Origin of the sequence: Hyphobacterium sp., assembly GCF_043584775.1 — a bacterium.
In the GTDB taxonomy this organism is placed as follows: domain Bacteria; phylum Pseudomonadota; class Alphaproteobacteria; order Caulobacterales; family Maricaulaceae; genus Hyphobacterium.
On the sequence record NZ_CP121327.1, the window covers coordinates 1,521,674 to 1,546,539 of the forward strand.

Genomic DNA, 24,866 nt, shown 5'->3' on the forward strand with positions numbered 1-24,866 from the left:
GAAGCCCGCCTGTTGTCAAGAATTGGGGTGTGTTTCGGGCCGGTCCAAGTGCGCGTAAGACGGGAACAGGTCCGAAAATGGAATCAGCGTGCGGCGCGTCAGAGCGGTGACCTGTCGAGCCGGGCGGAATCGGTGATCGTGCTTCCGGCCACGGCTGCCGGCAAATCGTCCACTGGCGTGCGCCCGACGGACATGCCGCGCGCCCATTCGCGCCCACCCGCCTCGACGCGCTGTTGGATACCGGCAGTGGCGACGCCGTCGCTCTCCGGAAACCCGCCCAGTTGCACCGCTAGCGTACCGATCGCGTCGGTCTGAGGTCCGGCCCAGATACATGAGAGGCTGTCACCGTTCCACAAAAGCAGCACGTACTCACCGTTATGGGACAGGAAGCTGGCATTTTCCGAACTGGCCGCGCCAGTCACGCCAGCCACCAGACGATCAAAATTATCGTCCCGCGCATCGGGCGGAAGATTCGGCATGAAGGACCAGAATAGCGCCGCTCCAAAAGCGGGGATAATGGCGTCCCGGTCTTCGACAGGTACCGGCATCCATCCGCGCTCCATCATGTGATCGCGAATGGCCGGCCCTTGTGCGTCGATGGGCGTGCAGGCTGCCATCAGGGCTGAAACCTCGGGCGCTGCCATTATCGTGATGTCCTGAGCCTCAAGTGGCGACGCGATAGCGATGGACGCCATCGCCGACAGGGACATCAGGGTCGTTCGTACCGGCAGGGTGAAAAACATTCGAGGCTCCGCAAATTTCTGAAAATCATCAGGCGACACGCCCCGATACACGCAATGTTGCCCGAGGCCTGACCTGCGGGCAACTCAAATCGCACCTGACGAAAATACCGCCGCTTCTCCGCGCGGATATCGATCTGCTGAATCTCTTGTCCCGCCGACAACTTCCCCCGTCCCAAGAGTCCCGGACTGGAAATTTTATGCTGTAAGTGATTATTCACTTGCAATTCGAATTGCTCTGGATTATCCAGAATGTGAATGAACGATTACATACTCATTCTGGAGACGAAAACGATGGAAACCTATCTCGACAAAACCCTGCTGGAGCGCGGTCCGGACGGCGTCGGCATCACTGGAAAGCCGGGCTCGACCAAGGCGCGAATCGAACGCGCCGCGCTGAAACTGTTTGCCGCCCAGGGCGTGGACGGGGTCTCGATCAAGGAGATCGCCAAGGCGTGCGAGATTTCAGATGGCGCCATGTATCGCCATTTCGACAGCAAGGAATCGCTGGCCCACACGCTGTTTCAGGCCATTCACGCCAATCTTCTGGGCATGCTGAAGGAAAAGGTCGCGCCCTATGACGGTCTGGAAGCCACGGTTCGCGCTGTTGTCACCGCCTATTGCGAACTGGCGGAAAAGGACCCGGCCGCCTTCGCCTATCACCTTACCGCCCGCAACACCGTGCTGGCGCGCGCGGGCGATGGCGGCGCCGATCCCTCCACCCTCATGGCACGCCGGATCGAAGCGGCCATGGGCGCGGGTGATATACCCAAGGGCGATCCGGAACTGAAATCGGCGATGGCGCTCGGCGTCGTCATGCAGGCGGCGGAATACCGCCTCTATGGCCGGATTACTACGCCCCTCACCGATCTCATCGATACATTCACCGACGGCGTCATGGCCGTTCTGAAGACCGCATAAGGAGACCTCCCATGCGCTCGACCATCTTCAACACCCTCTACTGGACGGTCTCCGGATTCTATGGCGTGCTGTGCGCCTTTCTGGCCCTGATCCCCGGGAAATTCTTCCTGATGCACGGCGTGCGCTCCTATTGCCGCCTCGTCGTCCTGATGATGCGCGTCATTTGCGGTATCCGGGTCGAGGTGCGCGGCCAGCGGCCGAAGAACAAAGCCGTCATCATTGCCGCCAAGCACCAGTCCTGGGGCGATGGCATTGTGATGATCGCCAAGACCGGCAATGTGAATTTCGTGGTCGGCGACCACATGCTGAAATTCCCGCTGATCGGCTGGGTGCTGAAACGCGCCGGGGCCATCGTGGTCAACAATCAGGGCGGCCGCAAAGCGCTCGACTCCCTGAATGACGGTATCACGCGCTCACAAGGCGAAACCCGCCCCATCCTGATCTATCCGGAAGGACATCTGACGCCCGTTGGTACCGGAAAACCCTATCGCAAGGGTGTCTATCGCCTGGCAACCAGCCTTGAGCGGCCGGTGGTACCCGTGGCCACCAATCTGGGGTGCTTCTGGGCGCAGCAGGAGTGGGAGAAGAAACCCGGCACGGCCATCATCGAATTCATGGAGCCGATTTCACCCAAACTTGACGGGGCCTCATTCATGGCCACGCTGGAAACCACAGTTGAAGCGCGCTCGCGCCAACTCGAAGAGGAGGCTCAGTCATGAGCGCCAAGATCGCAGCATCCCTTATCGGTCAGCGCCGTTACTGGCCGATGCTCGTCGCCCAATCGCTCGGAGCTTTCAATGACAATTTCTTTCGTTATGCGCTGGTGACCATCGTCACTTTCCAGAGCGTCAGCCTGTTCGGGCTGGATGCCGACCTACTGGTCCCTATTGCAGCCTCGGCCTTCACCCTGCCGATCTTCCTGTTTTCGGCGATTGCCGGGCGGGTTGCTGACAAGTTCGACCGCACGAAAATGATGCGCTTCGCAAAGTTTGCCGAAATCTGGCTGATGCTGATTGCTGCCGCCGGCTTTGTGCTACGCGAACCTCTCTTGTTGATCATCACCTTGTTCTTCATGGGTGTTCAGTCGGCTTTCTTTGCGCCGGCCAAGAATTCAGCCCTGCCCACGCTGCTGGAACCCCACGAGCTCGTGCCCGGCAATGCGATGATTTCCGGCATGCTGAACATTTCGGTCCTGATCGGGATCGGCTTTGGTACCGTGATGATCACCCGGAAATTTGGCCCCGAAATCGTCGGCGGCGGACTGGTTGGTATGGCCATTCTCGGCTGGCTGGCCATTCGTCAATTACCACCCGCCCCGGCGAGCAATCCGGAAATGCCGCTGACCTTCAACTTCGTCTGGGAAATTGTCCGGGTCTTGCGGTCGACCATTGGCCATCCGGAGGTCTTGCGGCCTTTGCTGGGCGCGGCATGGTTCTGGATGCTGGCCGCCTCGGTGGTTACGCTCATTCCTAACTTTGCCCGGTCCGTTCTTGGCACGGACGAGACGGCGGTCTTGTTGTTCAGCGCACTCTTCACTTTTGGTGCGGCCACCGGCGCGATCCTTTGCGGCGCGCTGGCAGGTAAAGGCGATGCATTGCCGTTCTCGGTCGCGGGCGCAATTGGTCTGGTTGTGTTCAATCTGGATGTCGCGTTGATCACCTGGAATCACCCTCCAATTCCCGCGGATGCCGCTCTCATTCCCGGAATGGAATTTGTCAGCGACCCGGCCAATCGACGTTTGCTGATAGATCTCGTGCTGGCCGCTGTGTCCGCCGGGTTATTTGTTGTTCCGCTTCAAGCCATGGCGCAGAGACGGGCGCCGGCCGAAATGCGTGGACGCCTATTGGCGGCGGGCGGCCTGATCAATGCAGCAACGGCGACACTCGGACAGTTTACGCTTGCCGCGCTGGCCTTGCTGGGCCTGCCATTGCAATCCGCCTTTCTTTACATTGCAGGCATCAGCCTGATTGTCGCGATTGTGGCATTCATCCGGATGCTGAAACTTCGCGGCACCTCCCCCTCGCCAAGTTGAGCGAAGGCGTTTAAACGCGGTCTCGATGAAACTGATTACAACGACAAAAGACCTCGAGGCCGCGTGCGACGCGCTGGTGCAATGTGACTTCATTGCGGTGGACACCGAATTCATACGCGAGAGCACGTTCTGGCCGCAGCTGTGCCTGATACAGGCGGCGGGCGACGACACCGAAGTGCTGATCGACCCCCTCGCCGAGGGGATTGATCTGGAGCCCTTCTACGACGTGCTGGCGGACGACCGGATCATGAAGGTTTTCCATGCGCCGCGGCAGGATCTGGAAATCTTCTACCATTTGGCTGACGGGCTGATCCCGGCGCCGATATTCGACAGCCAGGTTGCCGCCATGGCGCTCGGACTGGGCGACTCGATTGCCTATGACAAGCTGGTCATGGCGCTGCTGAAGCATCCCATCGACAAGGGTTCGCGCTTTACCGACTGGGCGCGCCGACCGCTGACCCCGGCGCAATCGGGCTATGCCCTCGCCGATGTCACGCATTTGCGCGACATGTATCCCATTCTGCGCGACCGGCTGGAAAAGGCCGGACGGATCAGCTGGGTGGCCGAGGAAATGGCGATCCTGACCAATCCGGATACCTATGCACAGCATCCCGAAAACGCCTGGCAACGCCTGAAGGTCCGCAAGAACAGCCCGAAATGGCTGGCCGGTCTGAAAGCGGCGGCGGCCTGGCGCGAGGAAGAGGCGCAAACCCGCGACATTCCGCGCCAGCGCATCGTCAAGGATGAAGGCCTCTATGAAATTGCCCATGCGGCCCCGACCAAGCCGGAAGATCTGGCGGGCATGCGCGCCTTGCCGCGCGGCTTCGAGCGGTCGGCCCCGGCCCAGCGCCTGATTGAAAAGATGGCCCCGGCCCTGGCCGATCCCAAGGCCTATGCGCCGGATGTTCCGCCACCGCCGCGGCGGCCGGAAGGTGCCAGCGCCATCGTGGAATTGCTGAAAGTCCTGCTGAAACTGGTCGCCGAAGAGGCCGATGTCGCGTCGCGCCTGATCGCCAATGTCGCAGACCTTGAAGCCATTGCCACCAGTGATACTGCCGATGTGCCCGCCCTCAGGGGCTGGCGGCGGGAGGTGTTTGGTGAAGCCGCTCTCGCCCTCAAGCACGGCAAGATCGGACTGGTTCTGGAAAACGGCAAGGTTGTCGGAAAGCGGCTCTAGAGGCTCTTGACCACCGGCTCCAGATCCAGCGCTTCGGCCAGTTGCTCGAAACGATAGCGGGCGCGCTCCACCACCAGATCGGCATCCGCCTCCGGCGCGCTGAGAATGAGATGGCGATTATCGCAGGATAGCGAGAACCGGCTGAGCAAGGCTTCCGAGCGTCCTGACAGCGCCGCCGAGAAGCGAAGCCCCAAACCATAGGCCAGCGCCCATTGGCGGGTTTCCTCATCCAGTAAATGCAGGAAGACGCGGTCATCCGCCGGGGCTTTCTTGCCATCATATCGATGGTGCAATGCCAGCCCCATATAGGCCCGCTCGGCATGCGCGATGCCGGCGAAGGGCGCGTAAAGGGCCAATTCCTCTGCCAGTGCGGCGCGGTGATCCGGGTGATGGCGCGCCCCGACATCGCAGAGACGTGCGGCCGCAGCGCGGATCAATGGGCTGCGATTGCCGAACGCCGTATCGCGTTCGACGAAGACCGGCTCCAGCCAGCTGGCAATCGCCCGGCCAAAACCGGGGCTGGGCGCGGCGGGACGCGCGACGGCCTCAGCGCCCGACAGAAGCGGGTCCACGTCGCGCACGGCTTCGGGAAGCGTATCGAAAACCGCCCCCTCCCGGACGCCGAAAGCGGAAAAGACCACGCGGTTGAACTTGCCCTTCTTCATCAGGCGTTTCAGCAGCAGCCCGGCATAGGGCAGCATGGCCGCACGTCGGGCGGAAATGCCGGGAATGCCGGTCAGCGAGACCACGCTGAGCCGGGAGGCGAGATCGGCAATCTCCCTCGCCGCCATCCGGCTGAGCTGGAATTGATGGATGACGCGCAGGGGATAGTCCGCTTCGGCAATGGCCAGATGCGCCAGCGCGCGCCAGGACCCGCCCACGGCATAGAGCGTGTCGCCACACTGTTTCAGTACCGGCGTGGCGGGTTTGAGAATCTTGTCGATCCAGGCCTTTGCCGCCTTGCGGTCCGTCATGAGATTATCGGGCGCTGCCAGAGGCCCCAGCGGCAGGGTAATCCCCTCGCCCGGCGTCTTGCGTGAGACCGGCACGATCTCCAGGCTGGACCCGCCAAGGTCAGCGGCGGCCCCTGTCGCGTCCGGCGCGCCGGCGATCACGCCCATGCCTGCCAGATGGGCTTCTTCTGCGCCTGACAGAACGCCGATCTCGACCCCGGCTTCCTTTTTCGCCCGCTTGATGAATTTCGGACCGTCCTTCGCATCGCGCACTGCAGCCGTAGCAAGGACAATACGGTCGCTGACGCCCTTGGCATCGAGCAGGATGGAAAAGCGCCGCAGCGTGCGCAAGGCGGATTCCACGCCTTCGGGATTCAGCCTGCCGGTCTCACCAACGCCCTTGCCAAGGCCTGCACTGGTCTTCTCGTTGAAGACCGGCCAGAGCGCCCGTCCCTCCACGCGAAAATGCACCAGCCGGACCGAGTTGGACCCGATATCGATGACTGCGAGATCATGCTCGACCGCATTCTCGCCGGTGGGCATGGTTCCGGGTCGGGTCAAAGACGCGGACCCGAATAGGGCAAGGTCAGCGGCTGGTCATTTTTCAACGCCTGCCCGCGACCTGAAAGGCTCGGATTGGTCATGAAATAATCATGCGCCGAGAACCGCTTGTTGAGGTCGCCGGTATCGACCCGCTCGTATTCGCCATTGGCCTGCATATACCAGCTCTGGTCATCGTCATTGAGATTGGCGACCATGATCTGGTCCAGAATCTGGCGATGGACGGTCGGATTCTGGATCGGCGTCAGCACTTCCACCCGGCGATCAAGATTGCGTGGCATCCAGTCGGCCGATGAGATGAAGACTTTTGCCGACGGGCTGGGCATGTCCGCGCCATTGGCAAAACAGACAATGCGCGAATGCTCCAGAAAGCGCCCGACAATGGACTTGACCCGGATATTGTCAGACAGGCCTTCCACGCCGGGACGCAGGCAGCAAATACCGCGAACGACGAGTTCGCACCGCACGCCTGCCTGACTGGCCCGGTAGAGCGCATCAATGATTTCCGGATGGGTGATGGAATTGAGCTTGGCCCAGATGCCGGAGGGTTTGCCAGCGCGGGCATTTTCAATCTCGCGGTCGATATGACGGAGCAGGAATTCCTTCATACCAATCGGAGAGATCGACAGACGCTCCAGATTTTCCGGGCGCGCATAGCCGGTGACGTAGTTGAAAATCCGCCCGGCATCGCGGCCAAAGGCCGGATCCGCCGTGAAGAGCGACAGGTCGGTGTACACCTTGGCCGTGATCGGGTGGTAATTTCCGGTGCCGAAATGCGCATAGGTCTGCAATTCCCCGGCTTCCCGGCGCACCACCAGGCTCACCTTGGCGTGGGTTTTATACTCGATAAAGCCATAGACAACCTGCACGCCGGCGCGTTCCAGATCGCGCGCCCATTTGAGATTGGCTTCCTCGTCAAAGCGGGCTTTCAGCTCGACCAATGCGGTAACGTTCTTGCCGCTCTCGGCCGCCTCGATCAGGGCGGCGACAATCGGCGAATTCTTGGAGGTGCGGTAAAGCGTCTGCTTGATCGCCACGACGTCGGGGTCGGCGGCTGCCTGGCGCAGGAACTGCACAACGACGTCGAAACTCTCATAGGGGTGGTGAACCAGAATATCCTTGGCCCGGATGGCCGCAAAGCAATCGCCGCCATGATCCTTGATACGCTCGGGAAAGCGCGGCTCATACGGCTCGAAAGCAAGATCATTGCGATCATCGGGGATCAACTGGGAGAGCTGGGCCATGCCCAGAATGCCATCGACCTCAATGGTGTCTGCGCTATCCGCCTTCAGATGCCCGGCAATGAAGCGTTTGAGATCATCGGGCATGCCGGCATCGAGCTTCAAGCGGACAAGCTGACCGCGACGGCGCTCTTTCAGAAGCTGCTCGAACTCCCGAACCAGATCCTCGGCTTCTTCCTCGATCTCGATGTCGCTGTCACGAATGATCCGGAAAGTGCCCTTCCCTTCCAGGTCATGTCCCGGAAACAGATTGTCGAGGAAGAGCGTCAGCACGGTTTCCAGCGCCACATAGCGCTTGATCGGCTTGCCCGCCTTGTTGACGCGGCGGTCGGGCAATTCAATGAAACGCTTCACCCCGTTGGGCATCGGCACCAATGCCGTCATCAGCTTGCGATCCGATTGACGGCGCAGCTTCAGGACCAGCGAAAAACCGAGATTGGGGATAAAGGGAAACGGGTGCGCCGGATCAATGGCCAGCGGCGTGATGACCGGCAATATGTGCTGGAGAAAATCCTCGGACAGCCAGTTCTTGTCCTGCTTGGAGATTTCCGTTTCGCCCAGCAATTTGACGCCGGAGCGGCCCAGTTCGTTTTTCAGCTGGCGCCATCGGGTCAGCTGTTCGTCCATCAATTCGCCCGCGAACTGATTGATCCGTTTGAGCTGTTCGGCCGGGGTCAGGCCATCTATGGATGGTGTGCTGACGCCATTGCGGACCTGCGCCCGCAAACCGGCGACTCGCACCATGTAGAACTCGTCCAGATTGCTGGCGGAAATCGACAGAAAGCGCAGGCGTTCCAGGACCGGATGATCCTTGTTGGCGGCCTCTTCAAGAACCCGCGTATTGAATTGCAGCCACGACAATTCACGGTTCAGGAACCGGTCGGTCGATGCTGACAATTCTGACGGCTGGCCATCCATGATCATACTTTCATTCGATTCGGGCCGGGACTTGCCCGGAATTCCGTGCATCAATCCTCTCCAATCGCGTCCAGTTCGTCCAGCACGCGACGCGCGACGCTGCGATTGATCGTGGTGCGGCGCGCCAGAGCTTCGCGGTCCAGCGCGTCCACCAGGCGGCGCGCGCCTTCAACCGAACGCTCCATGCGCGGCAGCAGATAGTCTATCAGACCGTCCACGAGCGGTGATTGCCGGTCCTTGAAGAGCTTCTTCAACAATCGCGCCAGCAAGGCATCATCGGGCTCCTGCAATTCCGCGGTCGAGACCGCTTTCAGCCGCGATTGCAGGTCGGGAATATCCGTCTGCCAGCGCACCGGGGCCTCACGTGCGGTCAGGAGCAGTGCAGGAATGGTTTCGTGCTGCGCCCGGTTCATCAGATGAAATAGCGCCGCGCGATCGGCAAAGCGGTCGGCATCTTCAACGGCGACGGGTTTTCCGTCCGGCATGCCTTCCAGCGCGGCTTCAAGCTCCGAGCCGCCCAATACCAGACCACCGCTTTCGCGCGCCCACATATGCGTCAGATGCGTCTTGCCGGTGCCGGGAGGTCCATAGAGCACGAGCACATGCCCCGGCCATGCGCGCCATCCCGCCAGCGCCCAGCGGGCAGACGCATTGGCTTCGCCATCGACGAAGCTCTCCGCGCTGTAGTCCTCACGCGGCGGCAGGCCGAGCGCAAGCTGTTCACCCATGGGGAGTCACTTTCTAGCGCGAGCGCACCACAAGGCCGAGCTCGGCATCTTCCATCAGACGCGCGCCGCGGGCATCGAGCTCGCGTTGCAGCTGGCTCATCGCGCCACGGTATTGCAGCGTCATCATGGCACCGGTCGGGGCGATGGCATCCAGCTGGGCCGAACTGATCAGCGATGCGCCGGTCAGCGCATTTTGCAGGCGCCGCCACTCGGCAAGCGAATTGTAGAGCACGGTCACGGAGAGGGTTTCTGCCATTCCGCCGCGCACGATGGCTTCCGCCTTCCAGTCGGATTCCAGGGCACCGACAAAGCGGCGCGCGGCGGTCCGGTAGGTCTGAACCGCCATGGTCGGGATGGACAGGCTGGTGACCTCACCGCCGCCATCAAAGGAAAACAGACGTCCGTCGACGCGAATACCGCCCTCGGAGCGGTTGGCGATCATCACCGCGACCCGCGACACGCCATAGGCTTGTGCAACAGACCGCAGCTGATCTTCATTCATTTGCGCCGCCCCCGCGCCATCAATCAGCATCCGGCCCGCATCGCCAGACGGCGCGCTGACGGGTGAAAGCGCATGCTGATATCCGCCGGTGCGCCATTCCATCAGCCAGGGATTCTCGTTGACCTCGCCGGTCTCGGTGTTCGTGGAATTCCACAGCCAATAGCCATTGGCGGTTTGCAGGACGGGCAGCACCAGAATTTCGCGCGCCTGGGCCTCAACGAACGGAACGCCCAGCCCGTTCAGCCAGCTGCGAACGGCGCGCGGATCAAAAGTGACGGTCAATTCGCCCAGATAGCGCGTGGCACTGCGCTGTTCATTACGGACCTGAAGCCCGCCAATCATCATGGCGGCCTCGTCATTGGTGATCTCGGGTATCAGCGCGCGATCTTCCGGCAGGGTCAGGCGTTCCACCAGCGCCCGGACAGCGGCCACCTGCCCGTTCTGCATGGCAAGTGTCTGGGCTTCCAGCGCATTTGACGCCGTGGCATCAATCGGGACGCCCACAACGGTGTAGGGTGAGTCCGCAGCGGCAAGGCCGGTCCAGACGGTTAGCGCGGCAATGGCTGCAAAAATCTGACGCATCATGGCGCGTTCCTCTTCGCATTCGGATATATCCCCCGTTATACCCGCCTTACGCGCGCGGTGAAGCCCGTGTCTTGCGCGCAAACTGCCTTTTGGGGAGAAGTGCCCCGCAAACGACTCAGGAAAGCGCCTGCCATGACTGATGAACGCCGCAACAGCCTGACCTATGCCGACGCCGGAGTGGACATTGATGCCGGGGACGCGCTGGTCGACCGGATCAAGCCGCACGCCAAGTCGACGGCCCGTCCGGGCGCAGAGGTCGCTCTGGGCGGATTTGGCGGCGCATTCGATCTGAAAGCAGCAGGCTATGAGGATCCGATCCTGGTTTCCGGCACGGACGGGGTGGGCACAAAATTGCGCATCGCGATTGAAACCGGGCGGTTTGACACGATCGGCATAGATCTCGTCGCCATGTGCGCCAATGACGTTCTGGCGCAGGGCGCAGAGCCCTTGTTTTTCCTTGATTATTTCGCGACCGGCAAGCTCGACCCGGCGCGCGGCGAAGCCATCGTCGCGGGCATTGCCGAGGGCTGCCGCCAGTCCGGCTGCGCGCTGATTGGCGGCGAGACGGCGGAAATGCCGGGCATGTATTCGGGCGATGACTTCGATCTGGCGGGATTCGTGGTGGGCGCCGCCGAACGCGGCTCCCTGTTGCCACGGCTCGACGAGATGCAGGCCGGGGATGTCCTCATCGGGCTGGCCGCCTCGGGTCCGCATTCCAATGGCTATTCGCTGATCCGCAAAGTGGTGGAGATGTCCGGACTGTCATGGACGGATGATGCGCCGTTTGCGCCTGGTCAGTCAGTGGGCGAAGCCCTGCTGACGCCGACCCGGCTCTACATCAAATCCGTCGTGCCGCTGATCAAGGAAGGCCTCGTCAAAGGTCTCGCCCATATCACCGGCGGCGGGCTGATCGAGAATCCGCCGCGCATGTTGCCGGATCATCTGGACTTCGAGCTGGACTATACGACATGGAAACGCCCGGCCGTCTTTGACTGGCTGGCCGAGACGGGCGGCATCGAGGAAAGCGAAATGCGCCGGGCCTTCAATGGCGGCATCGGCATGCTGCTGGCCGTGGCGGCTGATGATGCCGAAGCGATCACAGTGGCATTGAATGATGCGGGCGAAGACGCCTTCATTTGCGGGCAACTCGTCGCCAAGTGACTCAGCGCGTTGCCATCCTGATTTCCGGGCGCGGCAGCAATATGCGCGCACTGTGCGAGGCGATGGCCTCACCGGATTTTCCGGCAAAACCTGTGCTGATCCTCTCCAACCAGCCGGATGCGGCGGGGCTGGACTATGCCCGCGCCGAGGGCCTGCCGCATGCCGTCATCGATCATACGCAATACGAGGCCCGCGCGGCGTTTGATGCAGCGCTGGATGCCGCGCTAGAAGCGGCCCGCCCCGATTTCATCTGCCTTGCGGGATTCATGCGATTGCTGACCCCCGGCTTTGTGGAGAAATGGGCGGGCAAGCTGACCAATATCCACCCCTCGCTTCTGCCGAAATATCCCGGCCTGAAAACGCATCAGCGCGCGCTCGATGCCGGTGATGCCGAGGCGGGTTGCACGGTGCATTATGTGGTGCCGGAAATGGATGCGGGCGAGATTATCGGTCAGGCGCGCGTGCCCATCCGGCCCGGCGATACGGCGGAAATGCTGGAAGCCCTGGTGCGCGACGCCGAGCACACGCTTTATCCGGAGTGCTTGCGGAGACTTGTCGCGCAAGCGTAGCGAAAGCGTCAGCCTATTCCGCCGACGCCTGCTTTTTCTGCCACTGACTGCCCAGCGCCGCGATGGCCGCGCTGATCATGCCGGCATCATCAATATAGCCCGCCACGGGAATGAAATCGGACACAGCATCGGTCGGCAGGATGAGATAGCCGAGTGCGCTGAGGCAGGTTGCTTTCGCCCAGCGCGGGGTTTCGGGATCCCGCAGCAGGCCGTAGAGCGCGCTGGCCTGGTCGACCAATTGCCCCACACCGCTGATATGCTCCAGCTTGGAGGTGAATTTACCGGCACTGAAATGACGGGCATGATCCATGACAGGCTCCTTGCGGATCGCTTTTGCCCGGCACAGGGTAGGCCCAATTGAGGCAGAAATAGGAAAACCGGCAGAGACGTCATGCAGATCACCGACGCCATATTCATCGATGAGAGCGAGCTGGAGGAGCGATTTGTGCGCGCCTCCGGTCCGGGCGGTCAGCATGTCAACAAGACGTCCTCGGCCGTGCAGCTGCGCTTTGATGCCGCCAATTCGCCCAGCCTGTCTGCCGAGATCAAATTTCGCCTGAAGCGGGTCGCTGGACGCCGTCTGACCAAGGAGGGCGTTCTGGTGATCGAGGCCGATGGATCCCGCTCGCAGGAGCGCAACCGCGCGGAAGCCCGTCAGAAACTGGCGGAGCTGATCATCAAGGCCTCACACCGGCCCAAGCCGCGGAAGGCGTCGCGTCCCTCCCTGTCCTCGATCCGGAAGGTCAAGGAGACCAAGGCCAGGCAAGGGCAGAAAAAGGCGCTGCGGAAGAAGCCCGCGCGGGACGAATAATTCCGCAAACAAAAGCCCCGCACTATTTCCCTCTCCCTTCAGGGAGAGGGTTAGGGTGAGGGGTCTTTGTGATAACCTTCGCCTGTGCCTGAACGTCTAACACCGCTCGCCCGACGACTACGTCGCGAAGCAACCCATGCAGAACGCAAGGTATGGAATATGCTGCGCGAGCGGCCGCTGGGGTTCAAATTCCGACGGCAACAACCCATCGAAGGATTTATCGCCGACTTCGCATGCTACGAGGTGAAACTGATTATCGAGATCGATGGCGCACAGCATTTCGAGAATGCCGAGGATGACGCGCGGACACGCAAGCTGGAAGCGGCGGGGTGGACGGTTATCCGCTTCTGGAATGCCGACGTGCAAGAATCGATGGATGGCGTCTACGACCGGGTGGCGGACGCCTTGCGGGCGCTGAAGCACGTCCAGCAGCCCCCTCACCCTGAGGATGGCTTTCAGGAATGAAAGCCATCCTCCCCCTCTCCCTCAAGGGAGAGGGAACCCAGAGGGTGCACGTTCGTCACTAGCCGACAATCTCGTCGTCGGAGAAGAAGAATTTGATCTCTTCCGCGGCCGTTTCCGGCGCATCGGAACCGTGCACAGAATTGGCTTCGATGGATTCGGCGAACATCTTGCGGATCGTGCCTTCGTCGGCATTTTCCGGGTTGGTGGCGCCCATGACTTCGCGATATTTCGCGATGGCGTCTTCACCTTCCAGAACCTGCACGACCACCGGGCCGGAGATCATGAAGCTGACGAGGTCGTTGAAGAAGGGACGCTCCTTGTGAACGCCGTAGAAGCCTTCAGCCTGCTCCTTGGTCATGTGTATCCGCTTTTGCGCGATGATGCGCAGGCCGGCACCTTCGATGACGGCGTTGATCTTGCCGGTCAGATTGCGGGCGGTGGCATCGGGCTTGATGATCGAGAATGTGCGTTGCGTGGTCATTTGAGAAACTCCGTAGCGTTCGGGGAGGTTTGACGAGTCGCGCGGGCTTATAGAGGCGCTTTCGCTCCTTGTGAAGCCGTGCTAGCGGCAGCATCGCCATGTTACACGTCAACAACCTCACCTGCCGGATGGAAGGCCGCCTGCTGATTGATCAGGCGACGTTTCATCTGCCGCCGCGCTGCCGCATGGGGCTGGTGGGCCGCAATGGTTCGGGCAAGTCGACCCTGTTCCGCGTGATCAAGGGCACGTTTGCGGCTGAAAGCGGCGATGTCCGCATCCGCAAGGGCGCGCGCGTGGGCACGGTGGATCAGGAAGTGCCCGGCGGGCCGGAAAGCCTGATGGAAGTGGTACTCGCCGCCGATACCGAGCGCGCCAGCCTGCTGGCCGAGGCGGACACCGCCACCGACCCCACCCGCATCGCCGACATCCAGACGCGGCTGGCCGATATCGAGGCGCATTCGGCCGAGGCCCGCGCCGGCATTATCCTGTCCGGGCTGGGCTTTACCGCGGCCGAGCAATTGCGCCCCTGTTCGGAATTTTCCGGCGGCTGGCGCATGCGCGTGGCGATGGCGGCGACCCTGTTCGCCCAGCCCGACCTGTTGCTGCTGGATGAACCGACAAACTATCTCGATCTGGAAGGCGCGGTCTGGCTGGAAAGTTATCTCAAGACCTTCCCCGGCGCGGCGCTGGTGATCTCGCACGACCGCGATTTGCTGAACGCGATGGACAAGATCGCGCATTTGCGGGTGAAGAAGATCGGCATTTATGAAGGCGGATATGACGTCTTCGAGCGGCAACTGGCGGAGAACCAGCGCCTGCAGATGAAGCTGAAGGCCAAGCAGGATGATGAGCGCCGGCATCTGCAAAGCTTCGTCGATCGCTTCAAGGCCAAGGCCAGCAAGGCGAAACAGGCGCAAAGCCGGGTGAAACGCCTGGAAAAGATGCAGCCGGTGGCCACCATAGTGGATGATCCGGTTTCGCCATTTGAATTTCCAGCGCCGCAAAAGCAGATGGCCCCGCCCCTGATGCGGATTGAGGGGCTGGATCTCGGCTATGAGCCGGGCAAGCCCATCCTGCGCGGGCTCAATCTGCGTATAGATCCGGATGACCGGATTGCCCTCCTCGGCCGCAATGGCTCGGGCAAATCGACCTTTGCCAAAATGCTGGCGGGGCGGCTGGATCCGATGCAGGGCCATTTCCGCCGTCACAAGAAAATCCAGACCGCCTTCTTTGCCCAGCACCAGATGGATGTCCTGCCGCCGGAAAAATCCGCCTATGACCATGTGCTGGACCGGATGCCCGATGCCACCGAGGCCCAGCGCCGGGCGCGACTGGCGCGGTTCGGCCTGCCCATCCATCTGCAGGAAACCAAGGCGCAGCAATTATCCGGCGGCGAGAAAGCGCGCCTGCTGCTCAATCTGATCGTGTTTGACGGGCCGCACCTGCTCATCCTCGATGAACCCACCAACCACCTCGATATGGATGCCCGGGCCGCCCTGATTGATGCCATCAACACCTATGAGGGCGCGGTCATCCTGATCGCGCACGACCGGCATCTGGTGGAAAGCTGTGTGGACCGGCTCTGGCTGTGTGCCGATGGCGGAATCGAGCCCTATGAGGGCGATATGGAGGATTATCGCCTTCTGGTCACCGGCAAGGCGCCCAAGGAGAGCCGTGGCACGCGGACGCGCACCGCCACGGACGAGAAATCCGAACGCCGCCGCGACAAGGCCAGCCAGCGCGATGCGATCAAGCCCCTGAAGCTGGAAGCGCGCAAATGGGAGAAGGAAACCGAGCGTCTGCGCGGCATTCTGGAGACCATCGATAAAGGCCTCGCTGCCCCCGGGCTTTATGAAAAAGACCCCAAGACCGCGACCGAGTTGCAGGTCAAGCGCGCACGCGCCGTCGAGTTGATTGACGCCGCCGAAACGAACTGGCTCGACGCGATGGAAAAGCTGGAAGCCGCGGAGGCGGAGTAGCCGCCGCCACGCTCCGGTTCAAACCGTGCTTTCCTCCGCCCGATGATCCGGGACGTTCACCAACAGACTGAATTCCCCCAAACTATCTGTTTGATTCATCAAAAATATGGAACGATAATACAGGCAGAATCTGGTGTGTTTTCCAATCCTGGATGGTGAAATGAACATTAAATCCTTTGTGCCTTTTTCTGCCCTCCTGGGGCTTGCTGCGTGCGGTGGTGGCGGTGGCGGAGCCTTCGTGGACCCGGTTGACTCGGACACCATGCAAGCGGCCATCGAAATGCATTTTGATGGGACATGCGAGGAGAGAGAACCGACTGTCTTCGTCTGCGGCTCATATGGCGAAGAACCTGTCGGTTCTGGCGGGCTACCCGAAATCGGGTATGTCTTGATGGCCGCCGATGAAGACACACAGGGTGTGGCCAATCTTTACTTGCGGCACTCTTTTCTCGAGGACGCTGACACACTGAACATGCTCAACCGGTTCGGTTTCAGTGAAAGCGATTTTCGCGGCGTCATCGAGACCGGTGACTCGGTAGACAGGGGTGACTTCAGGCTGCGGCGCATGAGCGACGACCAGGTTCTGGTTATTTCAAAACCCCTGACCAATCTCGATTGATCTCCAACTTTCTTCGGACTTAACGGAAAGGAGCGAGTTATGGCTTCCGGCACCCAACCGATGAGCAAATCCCGGCGCAATGCGCATTTTTTCAAGACTTTCACAAACGTCTCCAAGGGCAATGCCACGTTGGAAGGCGAAAATCTCGAGGACGCCACCAAGTTCATCCACGCCTATGGCAAGAACGCCAAATCCTACAGCCTGATGTGGAAAATTCTGCTGGCCGTCACGATTGGCGTCATCGTTCTGTTCATGATCAAGCTCGGTAACACATCCGAGATAGCGCTGAGATATAACGAGCAGGCGCAAACCGAACTGGGCCAATGGACGCTCGTCATTATCGGCTTGTCGTTCTTGTCATTGATGTTTGTTTTTATGGGCTTCCTGATGGGCAAACGGACGAAGGCCTGGCGCGCTCTGCTTGTCTCCGAACTCCGCAAGCGCGCAGATAGCGACACCGATCGCAAATCGCTCTACGAATCCCTGTTGCGGGAACTCGGAGCCTGAGCTGACAAGAGAAGCCGTCATGGCTTCGCCGGCACGCAGCCCCTACCCGCAGCTCACCTCAGTGACGACCCCATTGGCATCATATGCGATGAGCAGGCGGTTCGGTGTTTCGGTCGCCAGCGGCGGCCGTTCCTCGCCATGCACCTCGAACGGACGCGGCAGGGTCGCGAGGTCGACCTCGGTGACTTGCTGTCCGGCAAGCACGCTGAACGTTTCGGACGGGCACGTCACCGGCTGAACGGGGTTTCCATCCAGATCGGCCATAAACAGGTCATCGCGCGTCATGCCGGGAGATGCGACAAGCCCAAATCCGGCCAGGAAAATGGCGGTAGAACCCATAATGGCGGGGATGTTGAGCTTGACCATGGCACGTCTCCTTTGAGCGTCTTCAAAAAGATTAACGCTCGCGTAGGGGCCCGGTTCCGCAATGTCTGATTCGGTTACCCGCAATAGACGCGCACGACGCGGTCATCCTCATCGAGTTCGATATTCGTGCGGTCGGCGCGATAATCCATCGTGACGGCCGTGCCCGGCGGGATGATGCGGCGCGGTTGCGGCAGGGTGGCGACGTCGATCTCGTTGATATCCTGCCCCACCAGATAGCCCAGCATTTCGGCATCACAGCCGCCCTCGCCCAGCACCGGGCGGTCAATCACCGGATCGGCAGGCTGTGGCGTTGCACAAGCGGCGAGTGCGAGGATCGGAACAAGAGCGAGATATTTTTTCATTATGGAGACCCTAGCGGCTGATCGTAATCGCTGCGCAGCCAATGGCCGCGGAGCGAGGCGAAGAAGGGATCAATATACACCCATTCGCCATCGAGCTGCACGACTTCTACCGCCGCCCATTCCCGCATGTAGTCATTGACGGGATGGTGATCCCAGAACTCGCCCGTTGTGTAGAACACAATGAGGGCCGTACGTACGCCCTCCTCGTTGAAATCGCGATGACTGAGAATGTATTCAATACCGCCTTCTTCGCGCGACAGGATGGCCGCAACAGACTGATAGCGATCATCGCCTTCCCGCTCAGCCAGCCAGGTATCGCTGTAGAGCCAGGCCTCGACCGGTGCGGCAAAGCCGTCGTCTTCGAAATGCCACTCGCTGACACCGTGGGCGCGGAAGAAATCCATGTCGCGAGCCAGTATCGCCGCACGCGTTTCCTCGGCGAAATACTCGATGGAGCCTTCGCGCGGCGCGCCGGGCCCGCAGGCGACGACCAGCAATGCCAATATTGGAATGAAATGTTTCATCTTCGCCCCCGGTCCTGCTCAAGGCTTGCCGGAAGCAGGCGATCGTTACAACTTACAATTTGGCGAGAAAGCCTAGGCCTTTTTCTCCCAGCGGCCTTCAATGGATTGCTGCCAGTAGGCGATAGAGCGGCCGTCGGCCTTGGCCTGTTTCCAGAGCGCGCGGGAGGCGGCAATTGCCTGCTCGTCGCTGGCGTCGAACATCACGCAGACACGCTCGAACCCGTCAGGATTTTCAACATCCACACCATCCAGCGCGAACAGGATTTGCGCCTTGTTCAGATTGTCTTCGGTAAGCGAAAGCAGGATGGGCTGGCGGTCCGGGTCCGGCTCGTCGAAACGGCCATGGGCGAGGAAGCTATCCTCCTTCGCCGTCCAGAGCGTCGATTCCAGCGCCTTTATGTGATCGGCGTGGCCTGTGCGCACGAGCGCGCGCCAGCCTTTTTCAAGCGTCTTTTCAAGCAATTCCGGCAAGGCATCGGCGAGCGTGGTTCGCTCCAGGTGATAGAACCACAGCTCGCCGGCCATTTACCTAGCCCTCGTAATTGTCCCGCACGAAGCGGTCCAGAAGGCGCACGCCATAGCCCGTGCCGAAGGTCGGCAGGCGGGCATCCTTGGCGCCCGACCACATGCCGGAACCGGCAATGTCGATATGGACCCAGGGCTTTTCATTGACGAAGCGCTGAAGGAATTGCGCCGCGGTGATCGAGCCCGCCAGACGGCCCTCGCCCACGTTTTTCATGTCCGCATTCGGGGTGTCGATCTGGCGGTCATATTCCGGACCGATCGGCAGACGCCATACTTTCTCGTCCGAGGCCAGACCGGCCTTGGACAATTGGTCAGACAGCTTGTCGGAGTTGGAGAAGATGCCCGCATGCTCATGGCCCAGCGCGATCAGGATCGCCCCGGTTAGGGTCGCCAGATCAATGATGAATTCCGGATCATAGGTTTTCTGCGCATACCAGAGCACATCGGCCAGAACGAGGCGGCCCTCGGCGTCGGTGTTGTGGATCTCGATGGTCTGGCCGGACATGGAGGTGACCACATCGCCCGGGCGCTGTGCGTCGCCATCGGGCATGTTTTCCACCAGACCGACGAGGCCGACCGCATTCACCTTGGCCTTGCGGTTGGCGAGTGTGGTCATCAGACCGACAACAGCCGCCGAGCCGCCCATATCGCCCTTCATCTCGTCCATGCCGGCGCCCGGCTTGAGCGAGATACCGCCGGTATCGAAGGTCACGCCCTTGCCGACGAAGCAAAGCTGCTTGTCGCCCTTCTTGCCGCCATTCCATTTCATGATGGCGATCTTGCTCTCGGCCACCGAGCCCTGACCGACACCCAGCAGGGAGTGCATGCCCAGCTTGGTCATTTCCTTTTCGCCAAGGATTTCGATCTCGAGACCGATATCGGCGAGCTTCTCGATGCGCTGGGCATAATCCGGCGGGCGCAGGAAGTTGGACGGCTCGTTGACGAGATCGCGCGCGAGATAGACGCCTTCGGCCACCGCCGACCAGTCTTTCCAGGCGGCCTTGGCCGCTTTCTGGTCATCGGCAGAGATCGTCACCGATTTCAGCGACGGCTTCTTGTCTTCCGCCAGCTTGGTGCGGAATTTGTCGAAGCGGTAGGCCGCCAGCATGCCACCCAGCGCGAAGCGCGAGGCGCCTTCGGCATCGGCAATGCCTTCCAGATGGACGTGAAGCTCTTTTTCACCCGTGGTCAGAAGCGCCTTGACCAGACCGGCTCCGGCCTGTTCCAGCGCATTGCCGTCGGTTTTCTTGCTGCCAACGCCAAACACCACGATGCGGTCGGCTTCGATGCCGGACGGCGCATTGATCACCAGCGCTTCACCGGCCCCGCCCTTGAAGCGGGAGGATTTGATGGCGCGGGTCAGCGCGCCTGCGGTGGCGGTATCAACGGTCTTGGCCGTATCGGACAGGACTGCCTTCTCAAAAGCCGGAACCGCAATCGAACCCTTGGCGGGAGCGTCTGCAAACTTGATTTTCATGCCTCACCCTCTGTTGTGGATCGCCACACCCCGAATGGGTGTGCGAAGCTGTGTCGCTGAAGTGGTATCCGATCGCAGGGTGATATAGAAGGCCACAACCGCATGAGTCTGCAGGCCCGATGATTCTCGTTCAGCGCTACATGTTCCGGCAATTACTGATGCCCTTTGTTACCGCCGCGTCTGCGTTTGCGGCGCTGGCCCTGCTGACTCAAAGTCTCTCGAACATTGAATTCATTTCGAATTATCGCGAAACCGCCTTCACTTTCATCAAGGTGACCTTGCTGGCCCTGCCGCAACTCGTCGCCCTGCTCTCGCCGTTTGCGCTCTTTATCGCCGTGCTGGCGGGGCTGTCGCGGCTCTATTCGGATTCCGAAGCCACGGTGGCCTCGGCTGCGGGCCTGTCTCGCTGGGGCGTGCTGTCGCCGGTGGTGCGGCTGGCGGTATTGGCGGCGATGCTCAATCTGGGCGTCAATCTTTTCGTCCAGCCCCTCGCCTATCAGGAAATGCGGCGCAGCGTTTACGAGCTGCGCACGGATGTGGCGGCCAGTCTGGTCCGCCCGGGCGAGTTTGCCAATCTGGCCGCCGGCGTGACGCTTTATGCGCGCGAATCCGACGGCAATGGCCGGATGGCTGATATCTTCATCCATGATGCCCGCGATCCGGACGAAGTCTCGACCTATGCGGCGCGTGAAGGCGTTATCGTGCGGGGGGAAGAACGCCCGTCCATGGTGCTCATTGACGGCAATGTGCAGCAGGTCGATGAGCTCGGAGAGCTGAGTTTTCTGACCTTCGACCGGTATGAGTTCGATCTGGGCGATTTCGTCGATCCGCAGCTGATTTTCTTCTTCAAGGAATCCGACCTCTTCCTGCACGAGCTCTTCTATCCGGATTCGTCCGCACTCTCTCGCGCCCGGGGCACGGAACGCCTGCTCGCAGAAGCGCATTATCGCCTGTCGGCGCCGCTTTATAATATCGCGCTTGCCCTGATCGCCGCCGCCGCCTTCATGGCCGGAACCCATTCGCGGCTGGGCAATTCCCGCAAGGTGATCATCGCGGTTGCGATTGCGCTGACTGTGCGGCTGGCCGGTTTCGCGGCGCAATCAGCGGCAACGGATGATCCGGTCTATAACTACGTCCAGTACGCCATACCCATTCTGGTGATGATCGGCGCCATGGTGCTGATCTGGCGCCGGCGCGGACAGCCGCGCCCGCCCGCCGAGCCCGTTGGAGCGACCGCATGAATCCGCTCCGCTCCCGCCTCGCCCGCTATCTGGCGGTCCAGATCCTGTTCGGGATTTTTGTCGCCGCCAGCGTCGTGACGACGATCATTCTCCTGGTCGACTTCGTGGAGCAATCGCGCGCGGTCGGCACACGGGTCGATGTCTCGGCCTTTGATCTTCTGATCCTGACGCTGATGCGCGCGCCCTTGCTGGTTGAAGAAACCCTGCCCTTCATTTTCCTGTTCGGCGTTCTGTTTGCGCTCTTCCGGCTCAACCGGCGCAGCGAGCTGATTGTCATGCGGGCGTCGGGCTATTCTGCATGGCGCATTGTTTCGCCGGCCGTCATCATCGCCTTTGTGTTCGGCGTCCTCGCTGCGACCCTGCTCAATCCCATCGGCTCTGCCCTGAATGCGCAGTATGAAGCGCGCCGGGATATGCTGACGCAGGTGCAAGCCGCCACACCGCAGGCGCAACCCGTCTGGCTGCGGGAGACAACCAATGACGGTTTCATCGTCATCAATGCCCGGCAGCTGGAAGAAAATGCCCGCGAGCTGGAAGCGCCGGTTTTTCACTTCTACACGACCAGCGAGAGCGGCCGACCGGTGCTGGATCGGCGCATCTCCGCCACCGCGGCGCAGCTGACCGCCGGGTTCTGGACACTGGAAGACGCGGTCGAGCGGACACCGGGCGCTGTGCCGGTCGAGATCGGGGCAGTCTCCCTGCCCACGAGTATCGACCGTCAGTCCCTGTTTGAACGTATCCGGTCGCCGCGCGGCGTGTCCTTCTGGGATTTGCCGGGGCTTATTTCCTCGGCGGAAGCCTCTGGCCTCGCGGCCGAGCGCTTTGTCCTGCGATGGCAGGGCCTTCTGACCCTGCCGCTGACCCTGATCGCGGCAAGCCTGATTGCGGCGGCGGCGACGCTGCGGCTCTACCGGCTGGGTGGTGCGGCGGCCTTTGCCCTGACAGGCGGAGCAGCCGGTTTCCTCGTCTATTTCGTGCAGGAAGTCCTGCATACGCTGGGCGAGAATGGCACCCTTCCCCCGCTGACGGCGGCCTGGGCCGCGCCCCTGATCACCACGCTGCTGGCCCTTGCCTATATCGCCTCGACAGAAGATGGTTAGCAACGCGGCGTGGACGCGCGCGGCATAAGTGTTTATGCGGGTTGGACACCGGCCCACCCCGAAGGAGTCTTGTATGCGGTCCCTGCTTCTCGCTGCGGTTTGTGCCAGCGCTCTCATTCCCGGCATAGCTGACGCCGCCATTTGCACGGTGACGCAGGACAATGATGGCGGACTTCTGTCCGCGACCGGCGATCAGCCCGTCTATATCGAAGCCGACACGCTGATCGAGAACCGGGATGCGGGCAGCTATATCGCGCGCGGCAATGTGGTGGCCCGCCAGAACGGCCGCACTGTGGAAGCCGATGAGCTGGAATACCGCCCGGAGTCCAACCGCGTGATCGCGCGCGGCAATGTCGCCATTTTCTCCGACAACGCACCACCGCAATATGCCGATGAAATCGAGCTGGATGATGCGCTGGGCGAAGGCCTGGCCGTCGGATTTTCGACCTTGCTGGAGAATAATGGCCGCGCCGCAGCCGCCTTCGCCGTGCGCCGCGCCAATGGCTCGCTGGAGCTGACCAACGCCTATTACACCGCCTGCCGCTTTGAAGACGGCGGCGATGCGCCGACCTGGCGTCTGCGCGCAGCGCGCGCGGTACAGGATACCGATGCGGAGATGATCTATTACCGCGATGTGCGACTGGAAGTGCTGGGCGTGCCGGTGGCCTATGCCCCGACTTTCGCCCATGCCGACCCGTCTTCGGAACGCCGGTCAGGTTTCCTGTTTCCCGATTTCGGCCTGTCCTCACGTCTCGGGGCGTTCTACGGCCAGCCCTATTACTGGGTGATCTCGCCGCATCAGGATCTGACCGTGACGCCGCGCGTCATGGCCAATGCCAACCCGCTTCTGGAACTGCAATATCGCCGCCGCTTCTGGTCCGGCGATCTGGAGTTTGAAACCAGCTATACGAATGAGCGTGACCTCGATAGCGATGGCAACAAGCTGAATGATGCCGAGCATCGCTGGCATGTCTTTGGCGGCGGACAATTCGACATCAACGAAAACTGGATCTGGGGTTTTGGCGTTCAGCTGGCCTCGGACGACTTCCATCTGCGCACCTATGACATTTCCGAAAACTACGAGGAATATCCGGGGATTATCCAACCGGCCCCGCGGCGTTTGATGAACCAGCTTTATGTCAGCGGGCGGACGGACACCTATTATGCCGAGATCATTGCCTCGGGCGTCCAGAGCCTGCGGGAGTTTGAAATCGATGACCGGCTCCCGGTCATGGCGCCCCTGGGTGAATTACGCCTGACGACCGCGACGGGCGAGAATTTCGGCCGTCTGCGCACGATTGCGTCCACTGCCGTCCTGACACGAAATGACGGGGTCGATTATCAACGGGCCTCGGCCTCGGCAGACTGGCAGGCGCAATTCATTTCGCCCGGCGGACTGGTGTTTGAACCTTTCGCCGCGGCCCGCGCGGATTATTACAGCTTCTCGGACGTTCCGGGCGTTCTGCCGGGCAATACCGTGACCGAGGATTCCTTTGGCCGGTTTCTGGGCTATGCCGGCGCCGAGCTGAGCTGGCCGCTGATCAATAGCAGCGGTTCAACGGATACGATTCTGGAGCCCATGGTGCAGGCCCTCGTTGCGTCCGATGACAGCGAGTCGGCGCGCATCATCAATGAGGACAGCCAGACTGCCGAGCTCGATGAAACCCTGCTCTTCGATCACAACCGCGCAGCCGGATATGATCTCTGGGAAAGCGGCACGCGGCTGACCTATGGCCTGCGTTCCACCACTTTCTGGGGCGATGGCAACCAGTTGCGCGGCTTTATCGGCCAGAGCCGCCGGATCGACGGCGATCCTGTCTTTGCCGCCAATAGCGGCCTGTTCGAGGATGAGTCCGACATCATCGTCGCCGGTGAGATTGATCTGGGTTCCTTTGGCATCATGGCCCGCACGCGCGTCGATGCGAATGATGGCACGCTGAACCGGATTGATCTGGTGGCGTCCTATTATGGCGACCGGGTATCCGGACAGATCCGCTATTTCAGCTTTGATGACTCTCTCAACCGCTTCGGCACGAGCGAGGAAATCCAGCTCGTCTCCCAGACCCGGCTGACGGATGACTGGAGCTTTGTCTACAATCTGCAGCGCGACATGGATCAGGGCGTCAACCGGCGTCAGGAGATCGGCTTCCGCTATCGTGATTTCTGTACAGACTTCGAAGTCGTCTATCAGCGCGAGAACCTGAATATCGGCACGCTGGGACCATCGGAATCGATCCAATTCCGCGTTACGCTGTTCACGCTTGGTGGTATTGGCTCCGAATAACTGCCATGAGCAGCGTGGCATCGTTGCGCCGCGCGCG

26 protein-coding genes are annotated in these 24,866 nt (G+C 61.1%); 14 read left to right on the forward strand and 12 right to left on the reverse strand.

Features of this window, described 5'->3' with window-relative positions; translation table 11 throughout:
* Positions 1-98: 98 nt before the first annotated feature.
* Positions 99-743, reverse strand: coding sequence for a hypothetical protein (locus P0D52_RS07490; RefSeq protein ID WP_394692047.1), 645 nt, complete (start codon positions 741-743; stop codon positions 99-101).
* Positions 744-998: 255 nt separating this feature from the next.
* Between P0D52_RS07490 and P0D52_RS07495 the strand changes: the two genes are divergently transcribed.
* From P0D52_RS07495 to rnd, 4 genes are read left to right on the forward strand one after another with little or no spacing between them, the layout of a single operon-like run.
* On the forward strand, positions 999-1,661 hold the full coding sequence (locus tag P0D52_RS07495; protein ID WP_394692048.1) for a TetR family transcriptional regulator: 663 nt from the start codon (positions 999-1,001) through the stop codon (positions 1,659-1,661).
* Between the two features lie 11 nt (positions 1,662-1,672).
* Positions 1,673-2,380 carry a lysophospholipid acyltransferase family protein gene (locus tag P0D52_RS07500; RefSeq protein WP_394692049.1) on the forward strand — a complete coding sequence of 236 codons (708 nt, stop codon included), beginning with the start codon at positions 1,673-1,675 and terminating at the stop codon, positions 2,378-2,380.
* On the forward strand, positions 2,377-3,693 hold the full coding sequence (locus P0D52_RS07505) for an MFS transporter (protein ID WP_394692050.1): 1,317 nt from the start codon (positions 2,377-2,379) through the stop codon (positions 3,691-3,693). The genes P0D52_RS07500 and P0D52_RS07505 overlap by 4 nt, the downstream gene beginning before the upstream one ends.
* 25 nt (positions 3,694-3,718) lie before the next feature.
* The gene (gene rnd, locus P0D52_RS07510) at positions 3,719-4,870 is read left to right on the forward strand and encodes a ribonuclease D (protein WP_394692051.1); all 1,152 of its coding nucleotides are present in this window, start codon (positions 3,719-3,721) and stop codon (positions 4,868-4,870) included.
* On the opposite strand, the gene P0D52_RS07515 is transcribed toward rnd, so the two are convergent.
* From P0D52_RS07515 to P0D52_RS07530, 4 genes are read right to left on the reverse strand one after another with little or no spacing between them, the layout of a single operon-like run.
* Positions 4,867-6,384, reverse strand: a complete 1,518-nt coding sequence (locus tag P0D52_RS07515; protein WP_394692052.1) for a Ppx/GppA family phosphatase — start codon at positions 6,382-6,384, stop codon at positions 4,867-4,869. The two genes, rnd and P0D52_RS07515, sit on opposite strands and share 4 nt — an antisense overlap.
* Complete coding sequence (locus P0D52_RS07520) at positions 6,381-8,549, reverse strand: RNA degradosome polyphosphate kinase (RefSeq protein WP_394694776.1); 2,169 nt, start codon at positions 8,547-8,549, stop codon at positions 6,381-6,383. The genes P0D52_RS07515 and P0D52_RS07520 overlap by 4 nt, the downstream gene beginning before the upstream one ends.
* Positions 8,550-8,593: 44 nt before the next feature.
* Complete coding sequence (locus P0D52_RS07525; protein ID WP_394692053.1) at positions 8,594-9,271, reverse strand: hypothetical protein; 678 nt, start codon at positions 9,269-9,271, stop codon at positions 8,594-8,596.
* A 13-nt stretch (positions 9,272-9,284) separates the two neighbouring features.
* Complete coding sequence (locus tag P0D52_RS07530) at positions 9,285-10,358, reverse strand: DUF2066 domain-containing protein (RefSeq protein ID WP_394692054.1); 1,074 nt, start codon at positions 10,356-10,358, stop codon at positions 9,285-9,287.
* A 132-nt stretch (positions 10,359-10,490) separates the two neighbouring features.
* On the opposite strand from P0D52_RS07530, the gene purM reads away from it, so the two are divergent.
* The gene (gene purM, locus P0D52_RS07535) at positions 10,491-11,519 is read left to right on the forward strand and encodes a phosphoribosylformylglycinamidine cyclo-ligase (RefSeq protein ID WP_394692055.1); all 1,029 of its coding nucleotides are present in this window, start codon (positions 10,491-10,493) and stop codon (positions 11,517-11,519) included.
* 41 nt (positions 11,520-11,560) lie between these two features.
* A complete protein-coding gene (gene purN, locus P0D52_RS07540) occupies positions 11,561-12,088 on the forward strand; it encodes a phosphoribosylglycinamide formyltransferase (protein WP_394694777.1) in 528 nt (175 codons plus the stop codon).
* A 13-nt stretch (positions 12,089-12,101) separates the two neighbouring features.
* Here the strand turns inward: purN and P0D52_RS07545 are convergent, their stop codons facing one another.
* Positions 12,102-12,398: a YkvA family protein gene (locus P0D52_RS07545; RefSeq protein WP_394692056.1), complete on the reverse strand. Its 297-nt coding sequence runs from the start codon at positions 12,396-12,398 to the stop codon at positions 12,102-12,104.
* Between the two features lie 81 nt (positions 12,399-12,479).
* On the opposite strand from P0D52_RS07545, the gene arfB reads away from it, so the two are divergent.
* Complete coding sequence (arfB, locus tag P0D52_RS07550) at positions 12,480-12,899, forward strand: alternative ribosome rescue aminoacyl-tRNA hydrolase ArfB (protein ID WP_394692057.1); 420 nt, start codon at positions 12,480-12,482, stop codon at positions 12,897-12,899.
* 84 nt (positions 12,900-12,983) lie between these two features.
* Positions 12,984-13,364, forward strand: coding sequence for an endonuclease domain-containing protein (locus tag P0D52_RS07555; protein ID WP_394692058.1), 381 nt, complete (start codon positions 12,984-12,986; stop codon positions 13,362-13,364).
* Between the two features lie 58 nt (positions 13,365-13,422).
* On the opposite strand, the gene ndk is transcribed toward P0D52_RS07555, so the two are convergent.
* Positions 13,423-13,845 (reverse strand): nucleoside-diphosphate kinase, encoded by a 423-nt coding sequence (ndk, locus tag P0D52_RS07560; protein WP_394692059.1) that lies wholly within the window; start codon positions 13,843-13,845, stop codon positions 13,423-13,425.
* Positions 13,846-13,943: 98 nt separating this feature from the next.
* Between ndk and P0D52_RS07565 the strand changes: the two genes are divergently transcribed.
* The 3 genes from P0D52_RS07565 (at position 13,944) to P0D52_RS07575 (ending at position 16,950) form a co-directional block, all read left to right on the forward strand.
* Positions 13,944-15,824, forward strand: coding sequence for an ABC-F family ATP-binding cassette domain-containing protein (locus tag P0D52_RS07565; RefSeq protein ID WP_394692060.1), 1,881 nt, complete (start codon positions 13,944-13,946; stop codon positions 15,822-15,824).
* Between the two features lie 160 nt (positions 15,825-15,984).
* Positions 15,985-16,443 (forward strand): hypothetical protein, encoded by a 459-nt coding sequence (locus P0D52_RS07570; protein WP_394692061.1) that lies wholly within the window; start codon positions 15,985-15,987, stop codon positions 16,441-16,443.
* A 39-nt stretch (positions 16,444-16,482) separates the two neighbouring features.
* A complete protein-coding gene (locus P0D52_RS07575; protein WP_394692062.1) occupies positions 16,483-16,950 on the forward strand; it encodes a hypothetical protein in 468 nt (155 codons plus the stop codon).
* A gap of 42 nt (positions 16,951-16,992) precedes the next feature.
* On the opposite strand, the gene P0D52_RS07580 is transcribed toward P0D52_RS07575, so the two are convergent.
* The 5 genes from P0D52_RS07580 to P0D52_RS07600 form a co-directional block, all read right to left on the reverse strand.
* Positions 16,993-17,316 carry a hypothetical protein gene (locus P0D52_RS07580; protein WP_394692063.1) on the reverse strand — a complete coding sequence of 108 codons (324 nt, stop codon included), beginning with the start codon at positions 17,314-17,316 and terminating at the stop codon, positions 16,993-16,995.
* Between the two features lie 74 nt (positions 17,317-17,390).
* Positions 17,391-17,678, reverse strand: coding sequence for an I78 family peptidase inhibitor (locus P0D52_RS07585; RefSeq protein ID WP_394692064.1), 288 nt, complete (start codon positions 17,676-17,678; stop codon positions 17,391-17,393).
* A complete protein-coding gene (locus P0D52_RS07590; protein ID WP_394692065.1) occupies positions 17,678-18,202 on the reverse strand; it encodes a hypothetical protein in 525 nt (174 codons plus the stop codon). Before P0D52_RS07590 ends, P0D52_RS07585 begins: the two co-directional genes overlap by 1 nt.
* A gap of 72 nt (positions 18,203-18,274) precedes the next feature.
* On the reverse strand, positions 18,275-18,727 hold the full coding sequence (locus tag P0D52_RS07595; RefSeq protein WP_394692066.1) for a DNA polymerase III subunit chi: 453 nt from the start codon (positions 18,725-18,727) through the stop codon (positions 18,275-18,277).
* Between the two features lie 4 nt (positions 18,728-18,731).
* Positions 18,732-20,204: a leucyl aminopeptidase gene (locus tag P0D52_RS07600; protein WP_394692067.1), complete on the reverse strand. Its 1,473-nt coding sequence runs from the start codon at positions 20,202-20,204 to the stop codon at positions 18,732-18,734.
* 119 nt (positions 20,205-20,323) lie between these two features.
* Here P0D52_RS07600 and P0D52_RS07605 point away from each other — a divergent pair, with 119 nt between their 5' ends.
* The 3 genes from P0D52_RS07605 (at position 20,324) to P0D52_RS07615 (ending at position 24,829) form a co-directional block, all read left to right on the forward strand.
* Entirely contained in the window at positions 20,324-21,445 is a 1,122-nt protein-coding gene (locus P0D52_RS07605) for an LptF/LptG family permease (protein WP_394692068.1), read from the forward strand.
* Positions 21,442-22,545, forward strand: a complete 1,104-nt coding sequence (locus tag P0D52_RS07610) for an LptF/LptG family permease (RefSeq protein ID WP_394692069.1) — start codon at positions 21,442-21,444, stop codon at positions 22,543-22,545. The genes P0D52_RS07605 and P0D52_RS07610 overlap by 4 nt, the downstream gene beginning before the upstream one ends.
* A gap of 73 nt (positions 22,546-22,618) precedes the next feature.
* Complete coding sequence (locus P0D52_RS07615) at positions 22,619-24,829, forward strand: LPS-assembly protein LptD (RefSeq protein WP_394692070.1); 2,211 nt, start codon at positions 22,619-22,621, stop codon at positions 24,827-24,829.
* Positions 24,830-24,866 lie beyond the last annotated feature (37 nt).